The sequence below is a fragment of the Rahnella sp. Larv3_ips genome, assembly GCF_003697865.1.
GTDB lineage: Bacteria > Pseudomonadota > Gammaproteobacteria > Enterobacterales > Enterobacteriaceae > Rahnella > Rahnella rivi.
Window position 1 is genome coordinate 60,445 of the sequence record NZ_MJIB01000021.1, and the last position, 19,044, is coordinate 79,488.

Genomic DNA, 19,044 nt, shown 5'->3' on the forward strand with positions numbered 1-19,044 from the left:
ACTCTCCCTCAATCAAATAAACATGCCACGTGGGCAAAAATAACGGTTCACCAACTGATGAACCTCAACCTGCTGTTTTATGCCGTTGAGTCTGATAAGACCCCGCGGATGCAGGATAGTTGTCACAATCTCAGTACCGTGATGTGCATTCTGGCGTAATGTCACAGTTTGCGACCTGTCGCGATATTACACGCCCGCTTAATTCCTCGGTCTTAAACCACTCTATGCAGTTGGGCTGCTATTGCAAGCGGCTTGGCGGTATTTTTCCCGCTTAGCCGGCGGGGTTCCCCGTGCCAGGCTCACAAAGTAAACGTTGTAAACGTGCCTGATAATGTGTGGGGGTCAGGATCACCACGTTAATCCGCTGGCAGCGTTGCCCCACGGGAAAGACCGACAACTGATACTCCCAGCCTTTAATTTGCGGTTCAGTCACGTTTCTGGTGGCCGAATAGGCTTCTAACTGTGAGTGAGCCTCCGACCACGCCTGCTGCACCTGCCACTGACGCATAAAGCCATGACTCAGTGACTGAAAATAATTAAGCAATCCCAGAACAGATACCGAAAGCAGCAGCGCGGCGATCAGCGCTTCTGGCAGGCTAAACCCCTGCTGATTCTTCTCAGCTTTATTCATTGCAAAACTGCTCATCAGCTTCCGGGCAGAAATCCAGCCAGCCTTGTCTGAGGGGTAAAAAAGCCAGTGATCCGTCCGCTTGTTTTTGCATGCTGACCTGTTGATAAAGCCTCACAGGTTCCCCACCTTGGGCCAATACACCTTCCCCGCGAACCACAAAAACGTCAATTCTCAGCGAAGGGCGTACGCATGCCCGCCCGGATCCGGCGCCAACAACGACTGCCGGGACGTCCTGACATTGCCACTTAGCATCACTGAACGCCTTCCAGGGTTGGCTGACTCCCCAGCTTAATGACGATGCGGCATTTTCCCAGGCGATCACGTAACGGTGCTGGTTTGAGGTCAGCGCCAGTCCGGCAGAAAGCTGTTGCTGTAAAGCATTAAGGGCAATGATCCCCAACCCCATCATCACCATGATGCTTAAAATCATGGCACTGCCCTGCTGGCGATCAGGTTGATTTTTCGCCGTGTTCTTTTCCAATGAGTTCACAGAGAATGCCCTGCAATCTGAGCGTCAACCTGCCGGTGAATAAGCGGGTTTTTACTCCAGTGGGCGTCAATTTGCAGAGAAAACAAGTTTCCTGAATGCAGACCAGAACTTTCAGTTACGACAAATTTCGTGACGGTGACTTCCACCGGATCGAGTAATTTCTCCCACCCTGAACTGCCGCACGACTCTGTGCCACGCTGCATTTCAATCCCTCCCTGTCGCAGGCGATAACCAAAATACTCTGATTCCGCGGTGCCCGGTTTCTCCCAGCGCCCGTTGCGATTCAGATCATAGATGACAATGATGCAGGAACCCGCAGGCTCACCGGACGCATTGCCGATGATGACTGTTTTGCCCTGACAGATACCATTACAAAACCCGGCGCGCCGCACATCTTTTTCGATGGTAAAAGCGGTCTGATGCAGTAACTCCTCAAGCTGATAATGTCTCCCCAGACTTTGGCTGCGCTGGCGCATCAGCGGATAAATTTGCGCAGCACTGAGCATGAGCATACTGCCGACACCCATCGCCATCATCACTTCCGGCAGGGTGAATCCGTTGGCACGATGATGAATCACTGGCACACACCGATGCCCAGTACAGGCTGATTCTCGCTGCAGATACGCAGCCGCCCTCTGGCTGAGAGCACCACGCGCAAACTTCCGGCGGTATTTTTTAACGTCAGATGCCCTGCCAGGGCGGCATTACGCAGCCCGTAAAAGCCCATCGATTTATCAGTAAAATCGAGCAATTCTATATCCGCTTCGCCGACAGCAAATACTCTGCCACTGGCCGCATGGCAGTCGGCCGGGCGCAGCCCTGCACCCACGCAGCCGGCGGTTCCACCGATGGCCCACAACACGGCGGAGCGATTGTAATTGTTGGCTTCGGCCTGCAGGCCATAGAGATATAAACGTAACTGCTGAGCCTGTTGCTCAAGCTTTAACGCCTGCTGGTAACCTCGCCAGCTGTGCAATCCCCAAAGAGTGCACATTGCCACCAGCGCAACGACGACCATCATTTCAATCAGCGACATCCCCTGCTCTCCTGAACGTTCGTTTTTTTTCATGCGGTCAGGGTAAGCATTTAAATTTTCGGTGCCACAGGCAAAAAACCTTTCTCCGCGATGCCTTCAGAAGAAAATGTGCAACAAAGCCCCCTAAACAAAAATGTTGAGGGACGTCTCGCAGAAACAATAGTCAGGGCGAAATAGCGGTTGGAATCGTCAGAAAAAAGCGTAAAAAGTGGCGCAACAGGAAGGCGGTACTTCAGAGGGATCGCTGCCTGACGCGGGGTCAGGCAGCAGACGATCAGATAGCGACAGGTGCTTTGATTGCAGGATGCGGGTCGTATCCTTCGATTTCGAAATCGTCGAAGCTGTAATCAAACAGGGAGGCAGGTTTGCGTTTAATAATCAGTGTCGGCATTGCGCGAGGTTCACGGCTCAGTTGCAGATGCGTCTGTTCCATGTGGTTGTTGTAGAGATGGGTGTCACCACCGGTCCAGACAAAATCACCGACTTCGAGATCGCACTGTTGCGCTATCATATGTACCAGCAGCGCATAGCTGGCGATGTTAAACGGCAGGCCGAGGAAGATATCGCAAGAGCGCTGATACAGCTGGCAGGACAATTTACCGTTCGCCACGTAAAACTGGAAGAAGGCATGGCAAGGCGCCAGCGCCATCTGATCCAGCTCGCCCACATTCCACGCCGATACGATGATACGACGGGAATCAGGGTCGCTTTTCAGCTGATTGATAACATTCGTCAACTGGTCAATCTGCTTACCGTCGGCAGCGCCCCAGGCACGCCATTGCTTGCCATACACCGGGCCGAGATCGCCGTTTTCATCGGCCCATTCGTCCCAAATGCTGACGTTGTTTTCACGCAGATAGGCGATATTCGTTTCACCTTTCAGGAACCACAGGAGTTCATGAATGATCGAGCGCAAATGACAGCGTTTGGTGGTGACCAGCGGAAAACCTTCCTGCAAGTTGAAACGCATCTGATGACCGAAAATCGACAATGTGCCGGTACCCGTACGGTCGGCTTTAGGTGTGCCTTCATCTAGCACTTTCTGCATTAAATCCAGATACTGTTTCATGTTACCTCACGACAATTGTTTCTGCGGACGACGATATGCCCAGACCATCATAATCAGGCCGATGGCCACCATCGGGATGGACAGAACCTGTCCCATGCTGATGACGCCGTCGAACAACCCAAGCTGTGCATCCGGCTGGCGGAAGTACTCAACGATAATGCGGAATAAGCCATAACCGATCAGGAATAAACCTGATACCGCACCTATCGGGCGTGATTTGCGGATAAAGACATTCAGGATGATAAACAGCACGACACCTTCGAGCAGCAATTCATACAGCTGAGAAGGATGACGCGGCAGTACACCGTACTGATTCAGCAGCGGCTGCCATTTAGGATCCGCAGCGGCAATAGCGATATCTTCCTGACGGGAACCCGGGAAAAGCATTGCCCATGGCACATCGGTGGTCACACGCCCCCACAGCTCGCCGTTGATAAAGTTGCCAAGGCGACCGGCACCCAGACCAAACGGGATCAGTGGCGCGATGAAATCTGCAACCTGGAAGAAATTACGTTTGGTGCGGCGGGCGAAGACCAGCATCACAACGATCACACCAATCAGACCGCCGTGGAAGGACATACCACCGTCCCACACTTTGAACAGATAGAGCGGATTGTCGAGGAACAGAGGCAAATTGTAGAAAAATACGTAGCCAATGCGGCCGCCAAGAAATACGCCAAGGAAACCGGCATACAGCAGATTTTCAACTTCGTCTTTAGTCCAGCCACTGCCCGGTTTGTTCGCACGGCGCACGGCCAGCCACATTGCGAAGACAAACCCGACCAGATACATCAGTCCGTACCAGTGAAGGGATACCGGTCCGATAGAGAAAATCACCGGATCAAACTGGGGAAACGCCAGATAGCTGTTGCTCATCTATCACCACAAATTGTTTATTGTTTTAGCCCGGTTAGGGGTCAGCAGGAGGCGAATAGTAGCATAAGCCGGAGGTTTTCCGTGGCTACGCCGGGGGAAAAGTTCTGTAAAAAATCGTCTCAGTTTGCCCGGCCTGAGATGCGGGCTTAAACGACGCGACAGGAAATGCCGCGTCAGAAGGTTATTTACCGCCGCGAATCAGTCCGCCTAAACCGCGTCTTTCCATAAATGCCGCCGTCATGTGGCGTACATCCGTGGTGAAATGGGCCTGTAAAACCCGGCCAGCCAGTTCTTCGGCATCCGCTAAATTGATGCGGCGCAGCAAGTATTTCACGCGAGCGACACTGCGCCCGTTCATGCTGAGATTACGGTAACCCATGCCGGTCAGCAGCAAAGCGCCCATCGGATCACCAGCCATTTCACCACACAGGCTGACGTCGAGCCCGATGGCTTCTGCGCTGGTGATGATTTGTCTGAGCACACGAAGCATCGCCGGATGCAGGCTGTCATAGAGCCCTGCAACGCGGGTGTTGTTGCGATCGACGGCCAGCAGGTATTGCGTTAAATCGTTGGTGCCGACAGAGATGAACTCCACTCTTCCGGCCAGCGCAGGCAACATAAAGATCATCGAGGGCACTTCGATCATCACGCCGATACGCGTGCGTGGCAGTTCGTAGCCGAGTTGCTCCTGCACTTCACGACCGGCGCGATCGATAAGCCTGCGCGCTTCATCAATTTCTTCCAGGCTGGTGACCATGGGCAGCAAAATACCAAGATTACCGGTCGCCGCATTGGCTCGCAGCATCGCGCGAACCTGGATCAGGAAGATTTCAGGTTGATCGAGGGTAATGCGAATACCACGCCAGCCCAGACACGGATTTTCTTCGCTGATCGGCATATAGGGCAGCTGTTTATCAGAGCCGATATCCAGCGTTCGCAGCGTCACAGGCTTTTGCGGGAACAGTTGCAACATGCCCTGATACTGCGCCACCTGCTCCTCTTCAGAAGGGAAACCGCTTTGCAGCATGAAAGGAATTTCGGTGCGGTAAAGCCCGACGCCGTCAACGCGGCTGCCAAACAACTTTTCATGATCGGCGCTCAGACCGGCATTGAGCATCACATGCACTCTTTCGCCACTTTTCAGCGCCGCTGGCTGGTCAACGTCGTCTTCCGCACGCTGGCTCAGTTCCATTTCTTCGCTGATAAGCCGCTTATACTCTGCGACCAGTACCGGTTCAGGGTCGATCAGCAGTTCGCCGCGATAGCCATCAACAATCAGCTGACGCTGGCTAAGCAGCGCAGGCTGAATATCTGCGCCCATAATGGTCGGCACGCCCATTGCGCGCACCAGAATAGCAGCATGAGAGTTGGCCGCACCGTCGCGAACCACTACGCCAGCCAGCCGGTCCTGAGGGACTTCGGCTAACAGTGTGGCGGTCAGTTCGTCGGCCACCAGAATGAAGCGTTCAGGCCACTGGGTATTGCCCTGAATTGAATCGTCGAGATGGAATACCAGACGCTGTCCGAGCGCACGTAAATCACTGCCGCGTTCCCGCAGGTAGGTATCCTGCAGGCTGGCAAACTGCGCCGCAAACTCCTCAACCACCTTTTTTACTGCCCATTCGGCCACTGCGCCCTGATCGATCTGAGCAAACAGTTCACGTTTCAGGCGGGCATCATTGAGCAGGTGGGAGTAGAGATCGAAAATCGCGGCACTTTCTTTTTGTGCACTGGCGGTAAACCGTTTACTGAAACGGCGGAACTCGGCACCGGCATCTTCCAGCGCGCGGGTCAGCCGCTCACGTTCACGTACCGTATCCAGCGTGGATGCCATATAGACATGTTCGAGGGAAGGCTGCGAACTGTCCTGCCAGCCGATACCAATTGCCACACCCGGCGAAGCCGCCAGCGCACGAACGCGCGTCTGGCGAAAACGGCCATAAAGCACATTCAGCTGCGCCTGCGAAAGGATAGCCGCCAGCTGAGTTGCCAGTGTGACTAAAAATGACTCTTCACTTTCATCGAACTGGCGGTGTTCACGCTGTTGAATAACCAGCACGCCCAGCAGCTGTCGACGGTGAATGATCGGCACACCTAAAAAGGATCGGAAAAGATCTTCTTTTACGGCAGGAATATATTTAAAGCTTGGATGACTCTGTGCGTCGGCAAGGTTGATAGGTTCAGCCAGGCGGCCAACCAGACCCACGATCCCCTGATCAAACGCAAGCGTAACCGTGCGCCCGCGAGGTTTTTTCAAACCTCGCGTCGCCATCAGGTAATAACAACGCCGGTCATTATCTGCGAGATAAACAGAACACACTTCAGTGTCCATCGCCAGGCAGGTTTCATTGACCAGAACGTCCAGCGCATCATTCAGGCTGGCCGCCATTGCTACCTTTTCAACAATTTCTCGCAAACGCGTGAGCATCTCTTCGCGACTTAGCCTCTTTTACGACGATAAGCGGGCGATGTCTTGGGAAGGGAGATTTCCTGCATCGGCATAATGGTTGTCGAAAATTCTTTCATCACACGACGATAAACATCGCGTTTGAATGACACCACCTGACGAACCGGATACCAGAAACTCACCCAACGCCAGCCATCAAATTCAGGCGTGCTGCTGCGCTGCATATTGATATCAGCATCGTTACACATCAGTTGCAGCAAGAACCATTTTTGCTTTTGGCCGATACAAACCGGCTTTGTGTCCCAACGCACCAAACGTTTTGGCAATTTATATCGTAACCAGTTGCGGGTCGAAGCCAGAATACGCACATCTTTACGGCTCAGACCCACTTCTTCAAACAGCTCGCGGTACATTGCCTGCTCAGCAGTTTCACCGGGATTAATGCCTCCCTGAGGAAACTGCCAGGAGTGCTGACCGTATCGTCTGGCCCATAACACCTGACCCTGCTTGTCACAGATTACGATACCAACATTCGGGCGGTAGCCATCATCATCGATCACCGGACTACCTCAATAGCTTAAAATCATAGATGTTGTGATTGTTTCACACTACCAACAGGCGGTAAACCACTGGTTAGCGCTGATCCGCACGAATAAAAATGGGATAACTTTCACTTAACAGCAAAGTTATAAACAGATTCTGTTCGACGCCCGCGATTTTATTCACTTTTTCTGTGGATAGATGTGTGCAGAACTTAAGAGTAAGCAGGGTAAAACTCTCGTGAACTTATCCCCAGCCTCAAAATTAACATTTATAAAATCGTTAATAAGCATGGAGTTATAGCGTAAAAATGAGGTTATAACTGGACTAAAAAAGTGAGGCAAGTCACATTCGAACATGATCTGGCGAAAGATCCACCAATGACGTTTTTATCCACAGCGATCGTCTAAAAGTTGACGTTACCTGCTCTGAAATTGCATAAAACCCGGTCCGTCAAGCCTGTAAATCGAACCAGTGATCGAATTTACCCAGGGTTATCCAAGAAATCTGTGGATAAGTAGGGGGAAGATCCTGTTCATTGTCGCCTTCAACAGGTGGTCAACCTGAAAACGGCTTGTGACAAACCGGTCAGAAGGGTAAAAAAAATCAAATTAAATCATGCTATTATTCGGCTATCCCACGGGTATAACTTTTTATGCACTGCATTACGCAGGGTGAGTATAAAATTTAACCTAATTTCATGAGTGTTGTTTTTTATGTCTATTCCTTTACCTGCAACTGAACCGCCACGTCACGAAGATGCGTTGCTGCATCGCGCGCAGTCGCTCGCCGGGCATACGCTGGGTGAGCTGGCGGCCCGTGCCGGATTGCCGATACCGGCAAACCTTAAACGTGAAAAAGGCTGGGTGGGTATGCTGCTGGAAGTGTATCTCGGCGCGAGTGCCGGCAGTAAGCCGGAGCAGGATTTTGCTGATATCGGCATCGAGCTGAAAACGATCCCCATTGATTCTCAGGGAAAGCCGCTGGAAACCACGTTTGTCTGCGTTGCCCCTCTGACCGGCAACAGCGGTGTGACCTGGGAGAGCAGCCACGTCCGCCACAAACTGGCACGGGTATTGTGGATCCCGGTGGAAGGGGAACGTCAGATCCCGCTGGCCGAACGCCACATTGGCGCGCCTCTGCTGTGGCAACCCACGCAGGAAGAAGATGAGCAACTGCGTCAGGACTGGGAAGAATTAATGGATTTGATCGTGCTGGGCAAAGTCGAAAGCATCACGGCGCGCCACGGAGAATTCCTGCAACTGCGCCCGAAAGCGGCAAACAGCAAAGCGTTAACCGAGGCCATCGGTGAATTTGGCCAGCCCATTATGACCCTGCCCCGCGGCTTTTATCTGAAGAAACGTTTTACCGCAGCGCTGCTGGCGCATCATTTTCAGCTCTGAATCATCATTTTAAAAATACCGGCACCTTTTATGTCACTTTTAAAAGCCTTTGCTACGCTAGAATGTGATTCTGTCTGGAGTGTACAAAGTTCGACTTTGTCACACTTCACGTTCACTACTACGTCGCGTACATAAAAGGAATGACAACAATGATGAAGAAAGCGTTGATGATGACCAGTGCTGCTCTGCTGGTATTCGGGCTTGCAGGCTGCGCCAGTGACTATGTAATTTCCACCAAGGACGGCAGCATGATCCTGACCGACGGCAAACCGGAGCTGGATAAATCCACCGGTCTGCTCAGTTATACCGATGAGCAAGGCAACGAACGTCAGATCAATAACGACAATGTCAGCCAGGTCATGAAGCGTTAAGCACATTCTGTTCCCCGCAACCCAAAGAGCCAGTTTTTGCTGGCTCTTTTGCTGTCAGCCCCTTTCCGCCCGCGTTACCGGCACTCTCTGCTACTTCCCCCTTCTGCCAGCCTTGTATATAGTCAGTTAAGGCATTTTTTTTCTCCGCCTGACATTCTCAGAAGAAAGGAAGACCGGCAATGCAATATCACCGTATACCCCACAGTTCTTTAGAAGTGAGCTTACTGGGTCTTGGCACCATGACTTTTGGTGAACAAAACAGCGAAGCCGACGCCCATCTGCAACTCGATTACGCCGTCGCGGCGGGCATCAATCTGATTGATACCGCAGAGATGTACCCTGTTCCGCCACGCCCGGAAACGCAGGGTCTGACGGAAAGCTATATCGGCAGCTGGCTGAAAGCCCGTGGTAACCGCGAAAAAATCATTCTGGCGAGCAAAGTCTCCGGCCCTTCCCGCGGCAGCGACAACGCGATCCGCCCGGCGCAGATGCTGGATCGTAAAAATATCCGCGCAGCGCTGGATGCCAGCCTGAAACGTCTGAACACTGATTATCTCGATCTCTACCAGTTGCACTGGCCACAACGTCAGGCCAATTTCTTCGGCAAACTGGGTTATCAGTACACCGAAGAGCAGTCTCCGGTCACGTTGCTGGAAACGCTCGAAGCGCTGAATGAACAGGTTCGCGCCGGTAAAATCCGCTATATCGGCGTTTCCAACGAAACGCCATGGGGTGTGATGCGTTATCTGCAACTGGCGGAAAAACACGATCTGCCGCGTATTGTTTCTATTCAAAACCCGTACAGCCTGCTGAACCGCAGTTTCGAAATCGGTCTGGCGGAAATCAGCCAGTACGAAGGGGTCGAGCTGCTGGCGTATTCCAGCCTGGCGTTCGGCACCCTGAGCGGAAAATACCTTAACGGCGCAAAACCGGCCAACGCGCGTAATACGTTGTTCAGCCGTTTCACCCGTTACTCTTCACCGCAGGCCGAAGGCGCGGTGGCGGAATACGTGGCGCTGGCCAAAAAACACAATCTGGATCCTTCTCAGATGGCGCTGGCCTTTGTGCGTCAGCAACCTTTTGTTGCCAGCACCCTGCTGGGCGCAACCACGCTGGAACAGCTGAAGATCAATATCGACAGCCAGGAGTTAACGCTGGATGCCGACATCATGGGCGAACTGGAAAATATCCATAAGCGCTTCACGATCCCTGCACCGTAACGCCGGATCTCAGCCATTAAAAAAGGGCGCTCAGCGCCCTTTTGTTTTTTGAGATGACAGACAAGCCTCAGGCGTGACGTCGTTTTTGCATAATCTGCCAGATCCACAGCGCGGTGATCGCCAGCGCGAAGACCACACCGAAACCAATACCGATCGCCACCACCGGCGCTCCTGCCATCACCACCAGCGAATACAGGCCGAGCATCAGTAACATGGCGGTATTTTCGCCCAGATTTTGCACCGCAATGGCATTACCGGCACCGACGGAAGCCTTACCGCGATGCTGCAACAACGCATTCAATGGCACCACAAAGAAGCCACCGAGAACACCGACCACGATCAGCACGATGTAAGAACTCAGCATACTGGTTTGCAGTGCAAAGACGACCACGGCAACACCGATCGCCACGCCCGCAGGCAAACAGCGTTTCACCGTTTCCAGGCGAATCAATTTCGCGGCCGCACCGGCACCAAACACAATCCCGATCGCCACCATCGCGTTGAGCAGCGTCGGCGTTTTATTATCGGTAATGCCCAGCGCCACCGGCACCCACAGCACCAGCAGGAAGCGCAGCGTCACGCCCGCGCCCCAAAACAGACTGGTTCCCACCAGCGAGAAACGGGTTTCACCGTCGCGCCACAACGTGGTGCAGGCAGCGAAAAATGTCCGCGTCATTTTTACCGGATGCCAGGACTGCCCGGCGCGCGCCGGCGTCAGTTTCGGGATAAACCAGTTCGCCGCCACTGCCGCGCCATAGGCCAGCACACAGATCCCCAGCGCCGCCAGGATATTCCAGTCCGCCAGCGCACCGCCCGCCACAGAACCCAGCAAGATAGCGGCGATGGTAGACGCCTCCATCAGACCGTTGGCTTTTACCAGCTGTTCGCCACTGGCGATTTCACCCAGAATGCCGTACTTGGCCGGCGAATACGCGGCGGCCCCAATACCGACCAGCGTATAGCCGAGGAAAGGATTCAGACCGGCACAGATAACCGCCGCGCCGCCCAGTTTCAGCAGGTTAGCCACCATCATTACCCGCCCTTTGGAGAAGCTGTCGGCGAACTGCCCGACAAACGGCGCGAGAATGATGTAGGTGGCGACGAAGGCCATCTGTAAAACAGGCTGACTCCAGTCGGGATAAAGCTGCTGTTTGATCAACGCCAGCGCGGCAAACAACAACGCGTTATCGCCGAAAGCAGAGAGGAACTGCGCCACGATCACCGCCGTCATGCTTTTGGACATCAGCGGCGAGGCCGCTGCTAAAGGTTTACTCATGCCTCAGTCTCCGGTTTTTCTGCCATTTCGCGCAGGGTGACAAAATCAGGTTTACCGCTGCCGAGTAACGGCAGGGCTTTTACCACACGAATATCACGCGGCACGGTAAGTTCCGGCAGCCCCAGTTCACGGGCAGCTTTACTCAGCGCATCACGACGTAATTGTGGGTCGGTGGTGAACAGCACCAGCGCCTCGCCTTTACTGCTGTCACTGCGCGACGTCGCGGCGTGTTGCGCATCCGCAGACGCCTTGATCGCCAGCTGTTCCACGCTTTCCAGTGAAACCATTTCGCCTGCCAGTTTGGCGAAGCGTTTTACGCGCCCACGAATGGCGCAGAAGCCTTTTTCATCCAGCGTGACGATATCACCGGTGTCATACCAGCCAGCCTGCATTTCACCTTCGGCATTTTCAGCCTGCGGGGTTTCCAGTACGCCCGGATTTTCAACGCGCAGATAGCCTTTCATGATGTTCGGGCCGCGCAGTTGCAGCCGTCCGCCCTCTTCAATGCCCGGCACGTTAATCAGGCGCGCGTCCATTCCCGGTAAAATCTTCCCGACAGTGTTCACTTTGGTCGCCATCGGCACGTTAATCGCCACCACCGGCGCACACTCGGTCACGCCGTAGCCTTCCAGAATGCGGATACCAAATTTGTCCTGCCAGATTTCCTTAGTGCTTTCCGCCAGTTTCTCCGCGCCCGCCACCACGTAACGCAGGCGGGCAAAATCATAAGGATGGGCAAAGCGGGCGTAGTTGCCGAGGAAGGTCGATGTACCAAACAGCACGGTGCAGTTCTGGTCGTAAACCAGTTCCGGCACGATGCGGTAATGCAGCGGGCTGGGATAGAGGAACACGCGGGCACCGGTCAGCAACGGTGTTAACAGACCAACAGTCAGGCCAAATGCGTGGAACAACGGCAGCGACGACATAAAGCGGTCACGCGGCGTAAAGTCTGCCACGGTGCGGATTTGCTCGACGTTCGCCAGCAGGCTGGCGTGTGAATGCACCACGCCTTTCGGGTTGCCTTCCGAGCCGGACGTGAACAACACCAGCGCGGCATCATCGGCTTTTTGCGGCAGCATGGCGCGGCGAGGGAAAATCAGATGGAACAGGATCCACAGCTTATCTTGCGTGGTGACCGTGTCTTTTAAATCTTCCAGATACACCCAGTTCGCTTGCGGCACATTCTCGGGAAGATGCGTCAGTTTGCCTTTTTCCAGGAACTGACGGGAGGTGACGATGGTTTTGATCTGCGCCGCTTTCATTGCGCTTTGCAGGCCTTTCGCCCCGGCGGTGTAGTTAAGCAGCGCCGGAATACGGTTGCGCACAGAGGCACCGAACAGCGCCGCCGCCATGATGGTGGCATTCGGCAGCAGCATGCCGACGTGTTCCCCTTCGCGGGTGAAACGTTGCAGGATCCGGCTGACGCCGAGGGATTTTTTCAGCAGCCCCTGATAGGTATCTTCTTTAAACGCGATATCGGCGATGCAGGGTTTGCGGCGGCCATAACGGGTTTGCGCGGACAGCAGCGCTTCATACAGCGTTTCCGGTTCGCGGGTGGCCATGCGCGCCTGCATCATGATCTTATGCAATTGCTCTCCGGCCAGCATGCGGCGGTCGCGTGAACGCGGCGCATCCGGCATCGGGATAGTCTGCGGCGGTAACACGTTGATGGTGATTTTCGGGAACCAGCGAATCTTAAAGCTGCCGAACAGACGACCAAACGGCGTGTATTCGGCGCCATCAATACGCACAGGGATCACCGTCGCCTGAGACTTCGCCGCCACAAAGGCCGCGCCGTCGTAAATTTTCATCAATGATCCGGTGACCGTAATACGCCCTTCCGGGAAAACCACCACCGGACGCCCCTTCTCGACCTGGCGGATCAGATGCTTGATCGCCATCGGTTTGGTCGGGTCGAGCGGCATGAAGTCAACGTACGGCTTCAGCCAGCGCATATACCAGGTGTCGGTAATATTGGAATAGACGGCGAAAACCGGCTTCACCGGCAGGAAAAGCACCAGCAGCATGCCATCAATAAAAGAAACATGGTTGGGGGTGAGCAATAAACGCGGGTAATCAAATGAGGATGTGGCCGGCGTCACAGTGACCCGAAACGCGATGCGGAACAGCCATCTGAACGCAGCGAAAAGAAAGTTATACATGTGTGCCATCTCCTTATGTGTCATCCCTGATCCTGAAAGAAAAAGGTTGGGGAAACAGCATACTATAAGCCGCAGAATAATGACGACAGTCAGCAGTGAGTTTAGGAGGAGGATGAGTAAGTGGGGACCGGAGGCAAAAAAAAACCTACGCATCTGCGTAGGTTGGTGCAAATCTAATCGGTATCAACATGCAGAGCACGTTGATGATTCACCAATCAATACCTCTGGGACGTTCAATCTAGCTGGTTTGTGGTAATCACAGCCAGCGGGCAATCGAAACATAATTCCGCAAAGTGTAACGAGTGGTGAAAATGTCCCCGGTTTTAATCATTTAGTGCGCACTGCGTGACTTCCACCAGACAACTCATGGCATTCGGACCCTGCGTAAGGCGTGAAGTGCCGATATCCAGCGTCAGCACATTCGGGTTACCCGCCTGCTCGGTCTCCTGCCATTTGCCGCCAAAGCCGGGGTTAAACCAGGCCCCCGTCGACATCAGCACCACACCGCGCGTTATGCCATCGTTAAACGTCACTCCGGCCAGACAGCTGCCGCGAGCATTATGCACTTTTACGCGATCGCCCTCATTGAGCTGGCGGCTGACGGCATCCTCCGGGTGCATAAACAGCGTTTCTTTACCGGCCGTTTTGTTGGACTGCGCCAGCGGAGACTGATCGAGCTGGCTGTGCAGACGATCTTTCGGCTGAATGGAAATCAGGTGCAGCGGCCACTCTTTGGCTGTTTCAGCGCCCAGCCACTCTACCGGCGGCTGCCATTCAGGGTGTGGCGCGAAATCTGCGTAACCGTAACCGGCGATCGTTTCCGAGAACAGTTCGATTTTTCCGCTGTGCGTGCCGAGGGGATTGGCACGCGGACTTTTGCGGAACTCCTCGAAGAACACAAAATCTTTTTCCGGCATCGGCAGTTCGACAAAACCGCGCTCCCAGAACGTTTCAAAGTCCGGCCATTCCACGCCGGTGCCTTTTTGCGCTTCGCCGCACTGACGGTAAATATGGCGCAGCCACTGATCTTCATTACGCCCCTGCGTAAACTGTTCGCGATAACCGAGACGGTCAGCGATGTCTGCAAAAATATCAAAATCGTTACGCGCCTGATGCTGAGGCGCAATCGCCTGATGCATCGCCAGCACGAAGCGGTCCCTCGAAGAACCGCCGATATCGTTGCGCTCAAGCGACGTCGTGGCAGGCAGCACGATGTCCGCCATCTGCGCGGCAGGCGTCCAGACGTTATCCTGCACGATAATGGTGTCCGGTTTCTGCCAGCCTTCGACCAGCCGGTTAAGCTGCTGATGATGGTGGAACGGATTTCCGCCCGCCCAGTGCACCAGATGGATATCAGGATAATGCTGCGTTTCGCCCTGGAATTCATACGGTTGCCCCGGATTGAGCAACATGTCGCTGATACGGGCGACCGGAATCGACAGGCCGGACGGGTTTGGCCCTGCGCTCACGGCTGGCCCCGGCGTGTCATAACGCGGATTCCCGACGCTGTTCATCGAACCGTGACCAAACGAGAAACCGCCGCCCGGTAAACCCACCTGGCCGAGCATCGCGGAAATGGCGATCATCATCCAGTAAGGTTGCTCACCGCGATGAGCACGCTGCACGGAATACGAACAGGTAATAAAGCTGCGCACACCAATCAACTCATCGGCCAGACGCGCAATGCGCTCCGCCGGAATACCGGTAATGTCGCTCGCCCACGCCGGGTCTTTCGCGATGCCATCCGAATCGCCGCGCAGATAGGCGGCAAGTTGCGGATAACCGACGCAGTGACTGGCGAGAAACGCATCGTCCTGCGCCTCTTTGCGCTGAATTTCAAACGCGATCGCCATCATCAGCGCCGCATCGGTATTCGGGCGGATCGGGATCCACTCAGCATTGAGGAACGCCGGGCAATCGTCGCGCATCGGGCTGATATTAATGACGCGGGTGCCCTTCTTCGCCAGCTGCTCCAGCGCCGGTTTCAGCGTATGTTCTACTGCGCCACCTGACGCCACCTGCGCGTTTTTCAGCGCAAGGCCCCCGAAGGCCAGCAGGATTTCTGCGTGTTCAACCACGCTCGGCCATGAAGTCACCCGGCCGGTCAGCGGTGTAAAAGTGCCGATGACGTAAGGCAGGAAAAACTGCGCCGAGCCCCAGCTGTAGTTGCCAAGCTGATCCACGCCACCGCCGCCGGTGAAATAAAAACGACGCACCAGCGATCGGGCATGATGCAGACGCCCGGCGGAGGACCAGCCGTAAGAGCCGTTGAAAATGCCGGAAGCGCCATAGCGGTCGCGAACACGCCGGTTTTCTTCCGCCACCAGATCCAGCGCCAGATCCCAGTCCACTTCGACAAAATCTTCCCGGCCACGCAGCGAGCGATCGCTGTTTTCGCGTTTTTGCAGCCACGAGCGACGCACAGCCGGTTTACGGATACGCTTGTCGGAATAAACCAGCGGCACAATGGAATCCAGTAAAGGCGAGGGATCGGCATCCGCTTTATAAGGTTCACAGCGGATCAAGCGGCCATCTTCCACCACGGCGGTGTACGCGCCCCAGTGAGCCAGTTGCGGATAGCGTTTTATCGACATAATTTCTATTTTTCTCAGCGCAGATGAATGACCTTAAAAATACCATTCAGGACGCTGGCAGTTCAAAGAACAAATAATCTTAATAAAATGCATTTCCGCCCTATCGCACTGGGATTTCCGTTAATCACCACGATCTTTTTCTATTACATCGCCCTTACATCTAAAAGTTGCGATCAGCCTCCTTGCAGCGACCGGTCTTTTCCGCAAAACTGGTCAGTGTAAACGATTACCCTCACGGAATAGCGGAAGTGTTATGGCAACGATTAAGGATGTAGCAAAACTGGCAGGCGTATCGGTTGCGACCGTTTCACGCGTGATTAACCATTCTCCGAAAGCCAGCGAAAGCTCGCGGGATGCGGTTCAGAGCGCCATGCAACACCTGCAATATCATCCGAATGCCAATGCGCGCGCCCTGGCTCAACAGGCGACCGAAACATTGGGGCTTATCGTGGCAGACGTTTCTGACCCGTTCTTCGGCGCGATGGTCAAAGCGGTGGAACAGGTGGCCTACGCCACCGGCAATTTTCTGCTGATTGGTAACGGTTATCACAACGTCGAAAAAGAGCGTCAGGCCATTGAACAGTTGATCCGCCACCGCTGTGCCGCGTTAGTGGTGCACGCCAAAATGCTGCCTGAAGATGAACTGACCAGCCTGATGCAACAAATCCCCGGTATGGTGCTGATTAACCGTACGCTGCCGGGCTTCGAGCAGCGCTGTATTGCCCTTGATGACCGTTACGGTTCCTGGCTGGCAACCCGCCATCTTATTCAGGCGGGGCATAAACGCATTGCGATTTTGTGTTCTGACCACGGCATTTCCGACGCCAGCGATCGCCTGCAGGGCTATATCGACGCCCTGACGGAGAATAATATTCCGGTGGATGACAAGCTGATCGCCTACGCCGAACCCGATGAAATCGGCGGTGAAAAAGCCATGGCGGATTTACTCGGTTTGGGAAAAGGATTTACCGCGGTGACCTGCTATAACGATTCGATGGCTGCCGGTGCATTATCGGTGTTAAGCGATAACAGTATTGATGTACCGGGAGAAATTTCACTGATTGGGTTTGATGATGTGCTGATTTCACGCTATCTGCGTCCGCGTCTGACTACCGTGCGTTATCCGGTGGTGGCGATGGCGAATCAGGCGGCGCAGCTGGCGTTAGCGCTGGCCAATGGCTTGCCGTTACCGGAAACCACCCACATGTTCAGCCCGACGCTGGTGCGCCGACACTCGGTGAGCAACCCGGCAGGCAACTAAAGAAATTGGCGAAACAGATGCACCGGTTTATCAGGATAATCCAGCGCATCGCCAATATACTGCCAGCCAAAACGCTCGTAATAGCCGGTAAATTCAGCGTACAAGTACACCTCACGAAAGCCGCTGCGGCGGCTCTGTTCCAGAACGAATGCCTGCAACTGTTGCCCCAGCCCCTGTGACCGGAACTCTTCATCGACGTACAGCGCCGCCAGCCACGGGGTCAGATCCTGGCGGCTGATCAGATCACAGCGCCACAACCCCACCGTTCCCGCCAGTGTCTCGCCTGCCAGCGCGATAAACGTTTGCGGCAGATCCGCGCCGCTCAGGCTGCTTTGCACTACGCTTGCAAAAAAATCCCGACTGTTCTCGCTGCCGAAAGCCTGCCATAACCAGTCCGTCACCTGTTCTTTAAATTCAGGCCGGTCGCTGAGATTAATGATCTTCATGGCACTCAAACCATTTTACCCTGAAAAATCGGCACGGATTCAAACAGATAACCGTCAAACTCCGGCGCATCGACATCCGACAATTCCATCAGCGTATTTTTCACGTTTTCCATGTGCTGCCACATCGCCTGGTACGAGCCCATCACGTCGCGACGTCGCAGTGCCGCCAAAATATTCTGATGATCAGCCAGCCACTTCAAACGATAACCGCGCGTGGCGATGTGGCTGTGTAACTGTTTCCACAACGGGCTGGAGTCACGGTGCATCCAGATATTTTTGACGGAATCGAGCAACATCTGATTTTGCGTCGCCCCGGCAATCAGCAGGTGAAACAGCCGGTCATTGTCGCCGCTCTCATCGTTGGCAACGATAGCAGTTTGCTCCTGCTCCAGCGTACGGCGCAGATTTTCGATATCAGATTTGGTCGCCATTTTGGCGGCAAACGCGGCGATATTGCTTTCGAGCAACTGCCGCGCCTGCAGGATTTCAAAGGGGCCGATCTGCCCCTGATACATCAGTTCGTCTTCGCCTTCTTCCTGAGAAGGAATGCGGATCACGTACACGCCGGAACCCTGACGGATATCCACCGTGCCTTCCAGTTCCAGCATCAGTAAGGCTTCGCGCACAATCGTCCGGCTGACGCCGTAGGTTTCCGCCATGTTGCGTTCCGGCGGCAGGCGGGATCCCACAGCAAAATGCCCCTGCTTGATTTGCTCGCGCAGGTCATGCCCGATTTCCTGATACTGCTTTCTGTCCTGCGAAACCACACCCTTTTCCACACAATCACCCTGATGCATAAACCAAAAAAGACCGGATGTTACTGTATCAGAGATAACGCCTGATCCAGCACTTTTGCACCGTTTAACGTGCCGTAAGCCACCATGTCGATCACTGCAATCGGGATACCCTGTTCGTCGGTCAGCTTCTTATTTTCCGCCAGTTTGAATCTCACCTGCGGCCCTAACAACACCACCTGAATATCCCGGCCATAGGCTTCCAGCTCATCTCGCAGGTTATTTTCCGGGATGGCGTAGATTTTAAATTCCAGGCCACGGGCCGCGGCTTCTTTTTCCATTTTGGTGACCACAAGCGAGGTAGACATGCCTGCTGAACACGCTAATACGATACGTTTCATAGTATTTCCTTAGGTTATTTATCTTCGTCATCCAGCGTCAAAGACAACACGCCATTGTCACTGAGGGATTTAAACCAGCGGGACGATTTTTTCTGATGGCGGTTACGGTTGTCATCAAGATCAATTT

At 54.2% G+C, this 19,044-nt stretch carries 18 protein-coding genes; 4 read left to right on the forward strand and 14 right to left on the reverse strand.

Annotation, left to right across the window (positions count from 1 at the left end):
• Positions 1 to 271: 271 nt before the first annotated feature.
• The 8 genes from ED901_RS19815 to rppH form a co-directional block, all read right to left on the reverse strand.
• Positions 272 to 646, reverse strand: coding sequence for a prepilin-type N-terminal cleavage/methylation domain-containing protein (locus ED901_RS19815; protein WP_240993989.1), 375 nt, complete (start codon positions 644 to 646; stop codon positions 272 to 274).
• A complete protein-coding gene (locus ED901_RS19820) occupies positions 624 to 1,121 on the reverse strand; it encodes a YgdB family protein (protein ID WP_240993990.1) in 498 nt (165 codons plus the stop codon). Before ED901_RS19820 ends, ED901_RS19815 begins: the two co-directional genes overlap by 23 nt.
• Positions 1,118 to 1,657, reverse strand: a complete 540-nt coding sequence (locus tag ED901_RS19825) for a prepilin peptidase-dependent protein (protein ID WP_122097572.1) — start codon at positions 1,655 to 1,657, stop codon at positions 1,118 to 1,120. Before ED901_RS19825 ends, ED901_RS19820 begins: the two co-directional genes overlap by 4 nt.
• A gap of 38 nt (positions 1,658 to 1,695) precedes the next feature.
• On the reverse strand, positions 1,696 to 2,190 hold the full coding sequence (locus ED901_RS19830; protein WP_122097002.1) for a prepilin peptidase-dependent protein: 495 nt from the start codon (positions 2,188 to 2,190) through the stop codon (positions 1,696 to 1,698).
• Between the two features lie 241 nt (positions 2,191 to 2,431).
• Positions 2,432 to 3,226 (reverse strand): thymidylate synthase, encoded by a 795-nt coding sequence (thyA, locus tag ED901_RS19835; protein WP_122097003.1) that lies wholly within the window; start codon positions 3,224 to 3,226, stop codon positions 2,432 to 2,434.
• A 6-nt stretch (positions 3,227 to 3,232) separates the two neighbouring features.
• Positions 3,233 to 4,102, reverse strand: coding sequence for a prolipoprotein diacylglyceryl transferase (gene lgt, locus ED901_RS19840; protein WP_122097004.1), 870 nt, complete (start codon positions 4,100 to 4,102; stop codon positions 3,233 to 3,235).
• A gap of 181 nt (positions 4,103 to 4,283) precedes the next feature.
• A complete protein-coding gene (gene ptsP / locus ED901_RS19845) occupies positions 4,284 to 6,530 on the reverse strand; it encodes a phosphoenolpyruvate--protein phosphotransferase (RefSeq protein ID WP_122097005.1) in 2,247 nt (748 codons plus the stop codon).
• An 11-nt stretch (positions 6,531 to 6,541) separates the two neighbouring features.
• Positions 6,542 to 7,069, reverse strand: a complete 528-nt coding sequence (gene rppH, locus ED901_RS19850; protein ID WP_056781808.1) for an RNA pyrophosphohydrolase — start codon at positions 7,067 to 7,069, stop codon at positions 6,542 to 6,544.
• 696 nt (positions 7,070 to 7,765) lie between these two features.
• Here rppH and mutH point away from each other — a divergent pair.
• From mutH to ED901_RS19870, 3 genes are all read left to right on the forward strand, one after another.
• Complete coding sequence (mutH, locus tag ED901_RS19860) at positions 7,766 to 8,452, forward strand: DNA mismatch repair endonuclease MutH (RefSeq protein WP_056781810.1); 687 nt, start codon at positions 7,766 to 7,768, stop codon at positions 8,450 to 8,452.
• 152 nt (positions 8,453 to 8,604) lie between these two features.
• Positions 8,605 to 8,823 carry a YgdI/YgdR family lipoprotein gene (locus tag ED901_RS19865; RefSeq protein ID WP_056782032.1) on the forward strand — a complete coding sequence of 73 codons (219 nt, stop codon included), beginning with the start codon at positions 8,605 to 8,607 and terminating at the stop codon, positions 8,821 to 8,823.
• A 179-nt stretch (positions 8,824 to 9,002) separates the two neighbouring features.
• Positions 9,003 to 10,043, forward strand: a complete 1,041-nt coding sequence (locus ED901_RS19870) for an NADP(H)-dependent aldo-keto reductase (RefSeq protein ID WP_122097006.1) — start codon at positions 9,003 to 9,005, stop codon at positions 10,041 to 10,043.
• A gap of 67 nt (positions 10,044 to 10,110) precedes the next feature.
• Here the strand turns inward: ED901_RS19870 and lplT are convergent, their stop codons facing one another.
• From lplT to ED901_RS19885, 3 genes are all read right to left on the reverse strand, one after another.
• Complete coding sequence (lplT, locus tag ED901_RS19875) at positions 10,111 to 11,319, reverse strand: lysophospholipid transporter LplT (protein ID WP_122097007.1); 1,209 nt, start codon at positions 11,317 to 11,319, stop codon at positions 10,111 to 10,113.
• The gene (aas, locus tag ED901_RS19880) at positions 11,316 to 13,481 is read right to left on the reverse strand and encodes a bifunctional acyl-ACP--phospholipid O-acyltransferase/long-chain-fatty-acid--ACP ligase (protein WP_122097008.1); all 2,166 of its coding nucleotides are present in this window, start codon (positions 13,479 to 13,481) and stop codon (positions 11,316 to 11,318) included. Before aas ends, lplT begins: the two co-directional genes overlap by 4 nt.
• A gap of 323 nt (positions 13,482 to 13,804) precedes the next feature.
• Entirely contained in the window at positions 13,805 to 16,075 is a 2,271-nt protein-coding gene (locus tag ED901_RS19885; RefSeq protein WP_122097009.1) for a molybdopterin-dependent oxidoreductase, read from the reverse strand.
• A 253-nt stretch (positions 16,076 to 16,328) separates the two neighbouring features.
• On the opposite strand from ED901_RS19885, the gene galR reads away from it, so the two are divergent.
• Positions 16,329 to 17,336 carry an HTH-type transcriptional regulator GalR gene (galR, locus tag ED901_RS19890; RefSeq protein ID WP_056781823.1) on the forward strand — a complete coding sequence of 336 codons (1,008 nt, stop codon included), beginning with the start codon at positions 16,329 to 16,331 and terminating at the stop codon, positions 17,334 to 17,336.
• On the opposite strand, the gene ED901_RS19895 is transcribed toward galR, so the two are convergent.
• Genes ED901_RS19895 through ED901_RS19905 form a run of 3 tightly spaced genes read right to left on the reverse strand, consistent with a single transcriptional unit; the run spans position 17,333 to position 18,917 of the window.
• Entirely contained in the window at positions 17,333 to 17,782 is a 450-nt protein-coding gene (locus ED901_RS19895) for a GNAT family N-acetyltransferase (RefSeq protein ID WP_122097010.1), read from the reverse strand. The genes galR and ED901_RS19895 overlap by 4 nt on opposite strands.
• Positions 17,783 to 17,787: 5 nt before the next feature.
• Positions 17,788 to 18,561 (reverse strand): FCD domain-containing protein, encoded by a 774-nt coding sequence (locus ED901_RS19900; protein WP_056781826.1) that lies wholly within the window; start codon positions 18,559 to 18,561, stop codon positions 17,788 to 17,790.
• A gap of 38 nt (positions 18,562 to 18,599) precedes the next feature.
• Positions 18,600 to 18,917, reverse strand: coding sequence for a PTS sugar transporter subunit IIB (locus ED901_RS19905; protein WP_056781828.1), 318 nt, complete (start codon positions 18,915 to 18,917; stop codon positions 18,600 to 18,602).
• Positions 18,918 to 19,044 lie beyond the last annotated feature (127 nt).

Excerpts from the sequence above, each read along its gene's own strand:
- ED901_RS19815 (WP_240993989.1), bottom strand. The coding sequence starts at position 646 with ATGAGCAGTTTTGCAATGAATAAAGCTGAGAAGAATCAGCAGGGGTTT.
- ED901_RS19825 (WP_122097572.1), bottom strand. The coding sequence starts at position 1,657 with ATGATGGCGATGGGTGTCGGCAGTATGCTCATGCTCAGTGCTGCGCAA.
- ED901_RS19830 (WP_122097002.1), bottom strand. The coding sequence starts at position 2,190 with ATGAAAAAAAACGAACGTTCAGGAGAGCAGGGGATGTCGCTGATTGAA.
- thyA (WP_122097003.1), bottom strand. The coding sequence starts at position 3,226 with ATGAAACAGTATCTGGATTTAATGCAGAAAGTGCTAGATGAAGGCACA.
- lgt (WP_122097004.1), bottom strand. The coding sequence starts at position 4,102 with ATGAGCAACAGCTATCTGGCGTTTCCCCAGTTTGATCCGGTGATTTTC.
- ptsP (WP_122097005.1), bottom strand. The coding sequence starts at position 6,530 with ATGCTCACGCGTTTGCGAGAAATTGTTGAAAAGGTAGCAATGGCGGCC.
- mutH (WP_056781810.1), top strand. The coding sequence starts at position 7,766 with ATGTCTATTCCTTTACCTGCAACTGAACCGCCACGTCACGAAGATGCG.
- ED901_RS19865 (WP_056782032.1), top strand. The coding sequence starts at position 8,605 with ATGAAGAAAGCGTTGATGATGACCAGTGCTGCTCTGCTGGTATTCGGG.
- ED901_RS19870 (WP_122097006.1), top strand. The coding sequence starts at position 9,003 with ATGCAATATCACCGTATACCCCACAGTTCTTTAGAAGTGAGCTTACTG.
- lplT (WP_122097007.1), bottom strand. The coding sequence starts at position 11,319 with ATGAGTAAACCTTTAGCAGCGGCCTCGCCGCTGATGTCCAAAAGCATG.
- aas (WP_122097008.1), bottom strand. The coding sequence starts at position 13,481 with ATGTATAACTTTCTTTTCGCTGCGTTCAGATGGCTGTTCCGCATCGCG.
- ED901_RS19885 (WP_122097009.1), bottom strand. The coding sequence starts at position 16,075 with ATGTCGATAAAACGCTATCCGCAACTGGCTCACTGGGGCGCGTACACC.
- galR (WP_056781823.1), top strand. The coding sequence starts at position 16,329 with ATGGCAACGATTAAGGATGTAGCAAAACTGGCAGGCGTATCGGTTGCG.
- ED901_RS19895 (WP_122097010.1), bottom strand. The coding sequence starts at position 17,782 with ATGAAGATCATTAATCTCAGCGACCGGCCTGAATTTAAAGAACAGGTG.
- ED901_RS19905 (WP_056781828.1), bottom strand. The coding sequence starts at position 18,917 with ATGAAACGTATCGTATTAGCGTGTTCAGCAGGCATGTCTACCTCGCTT.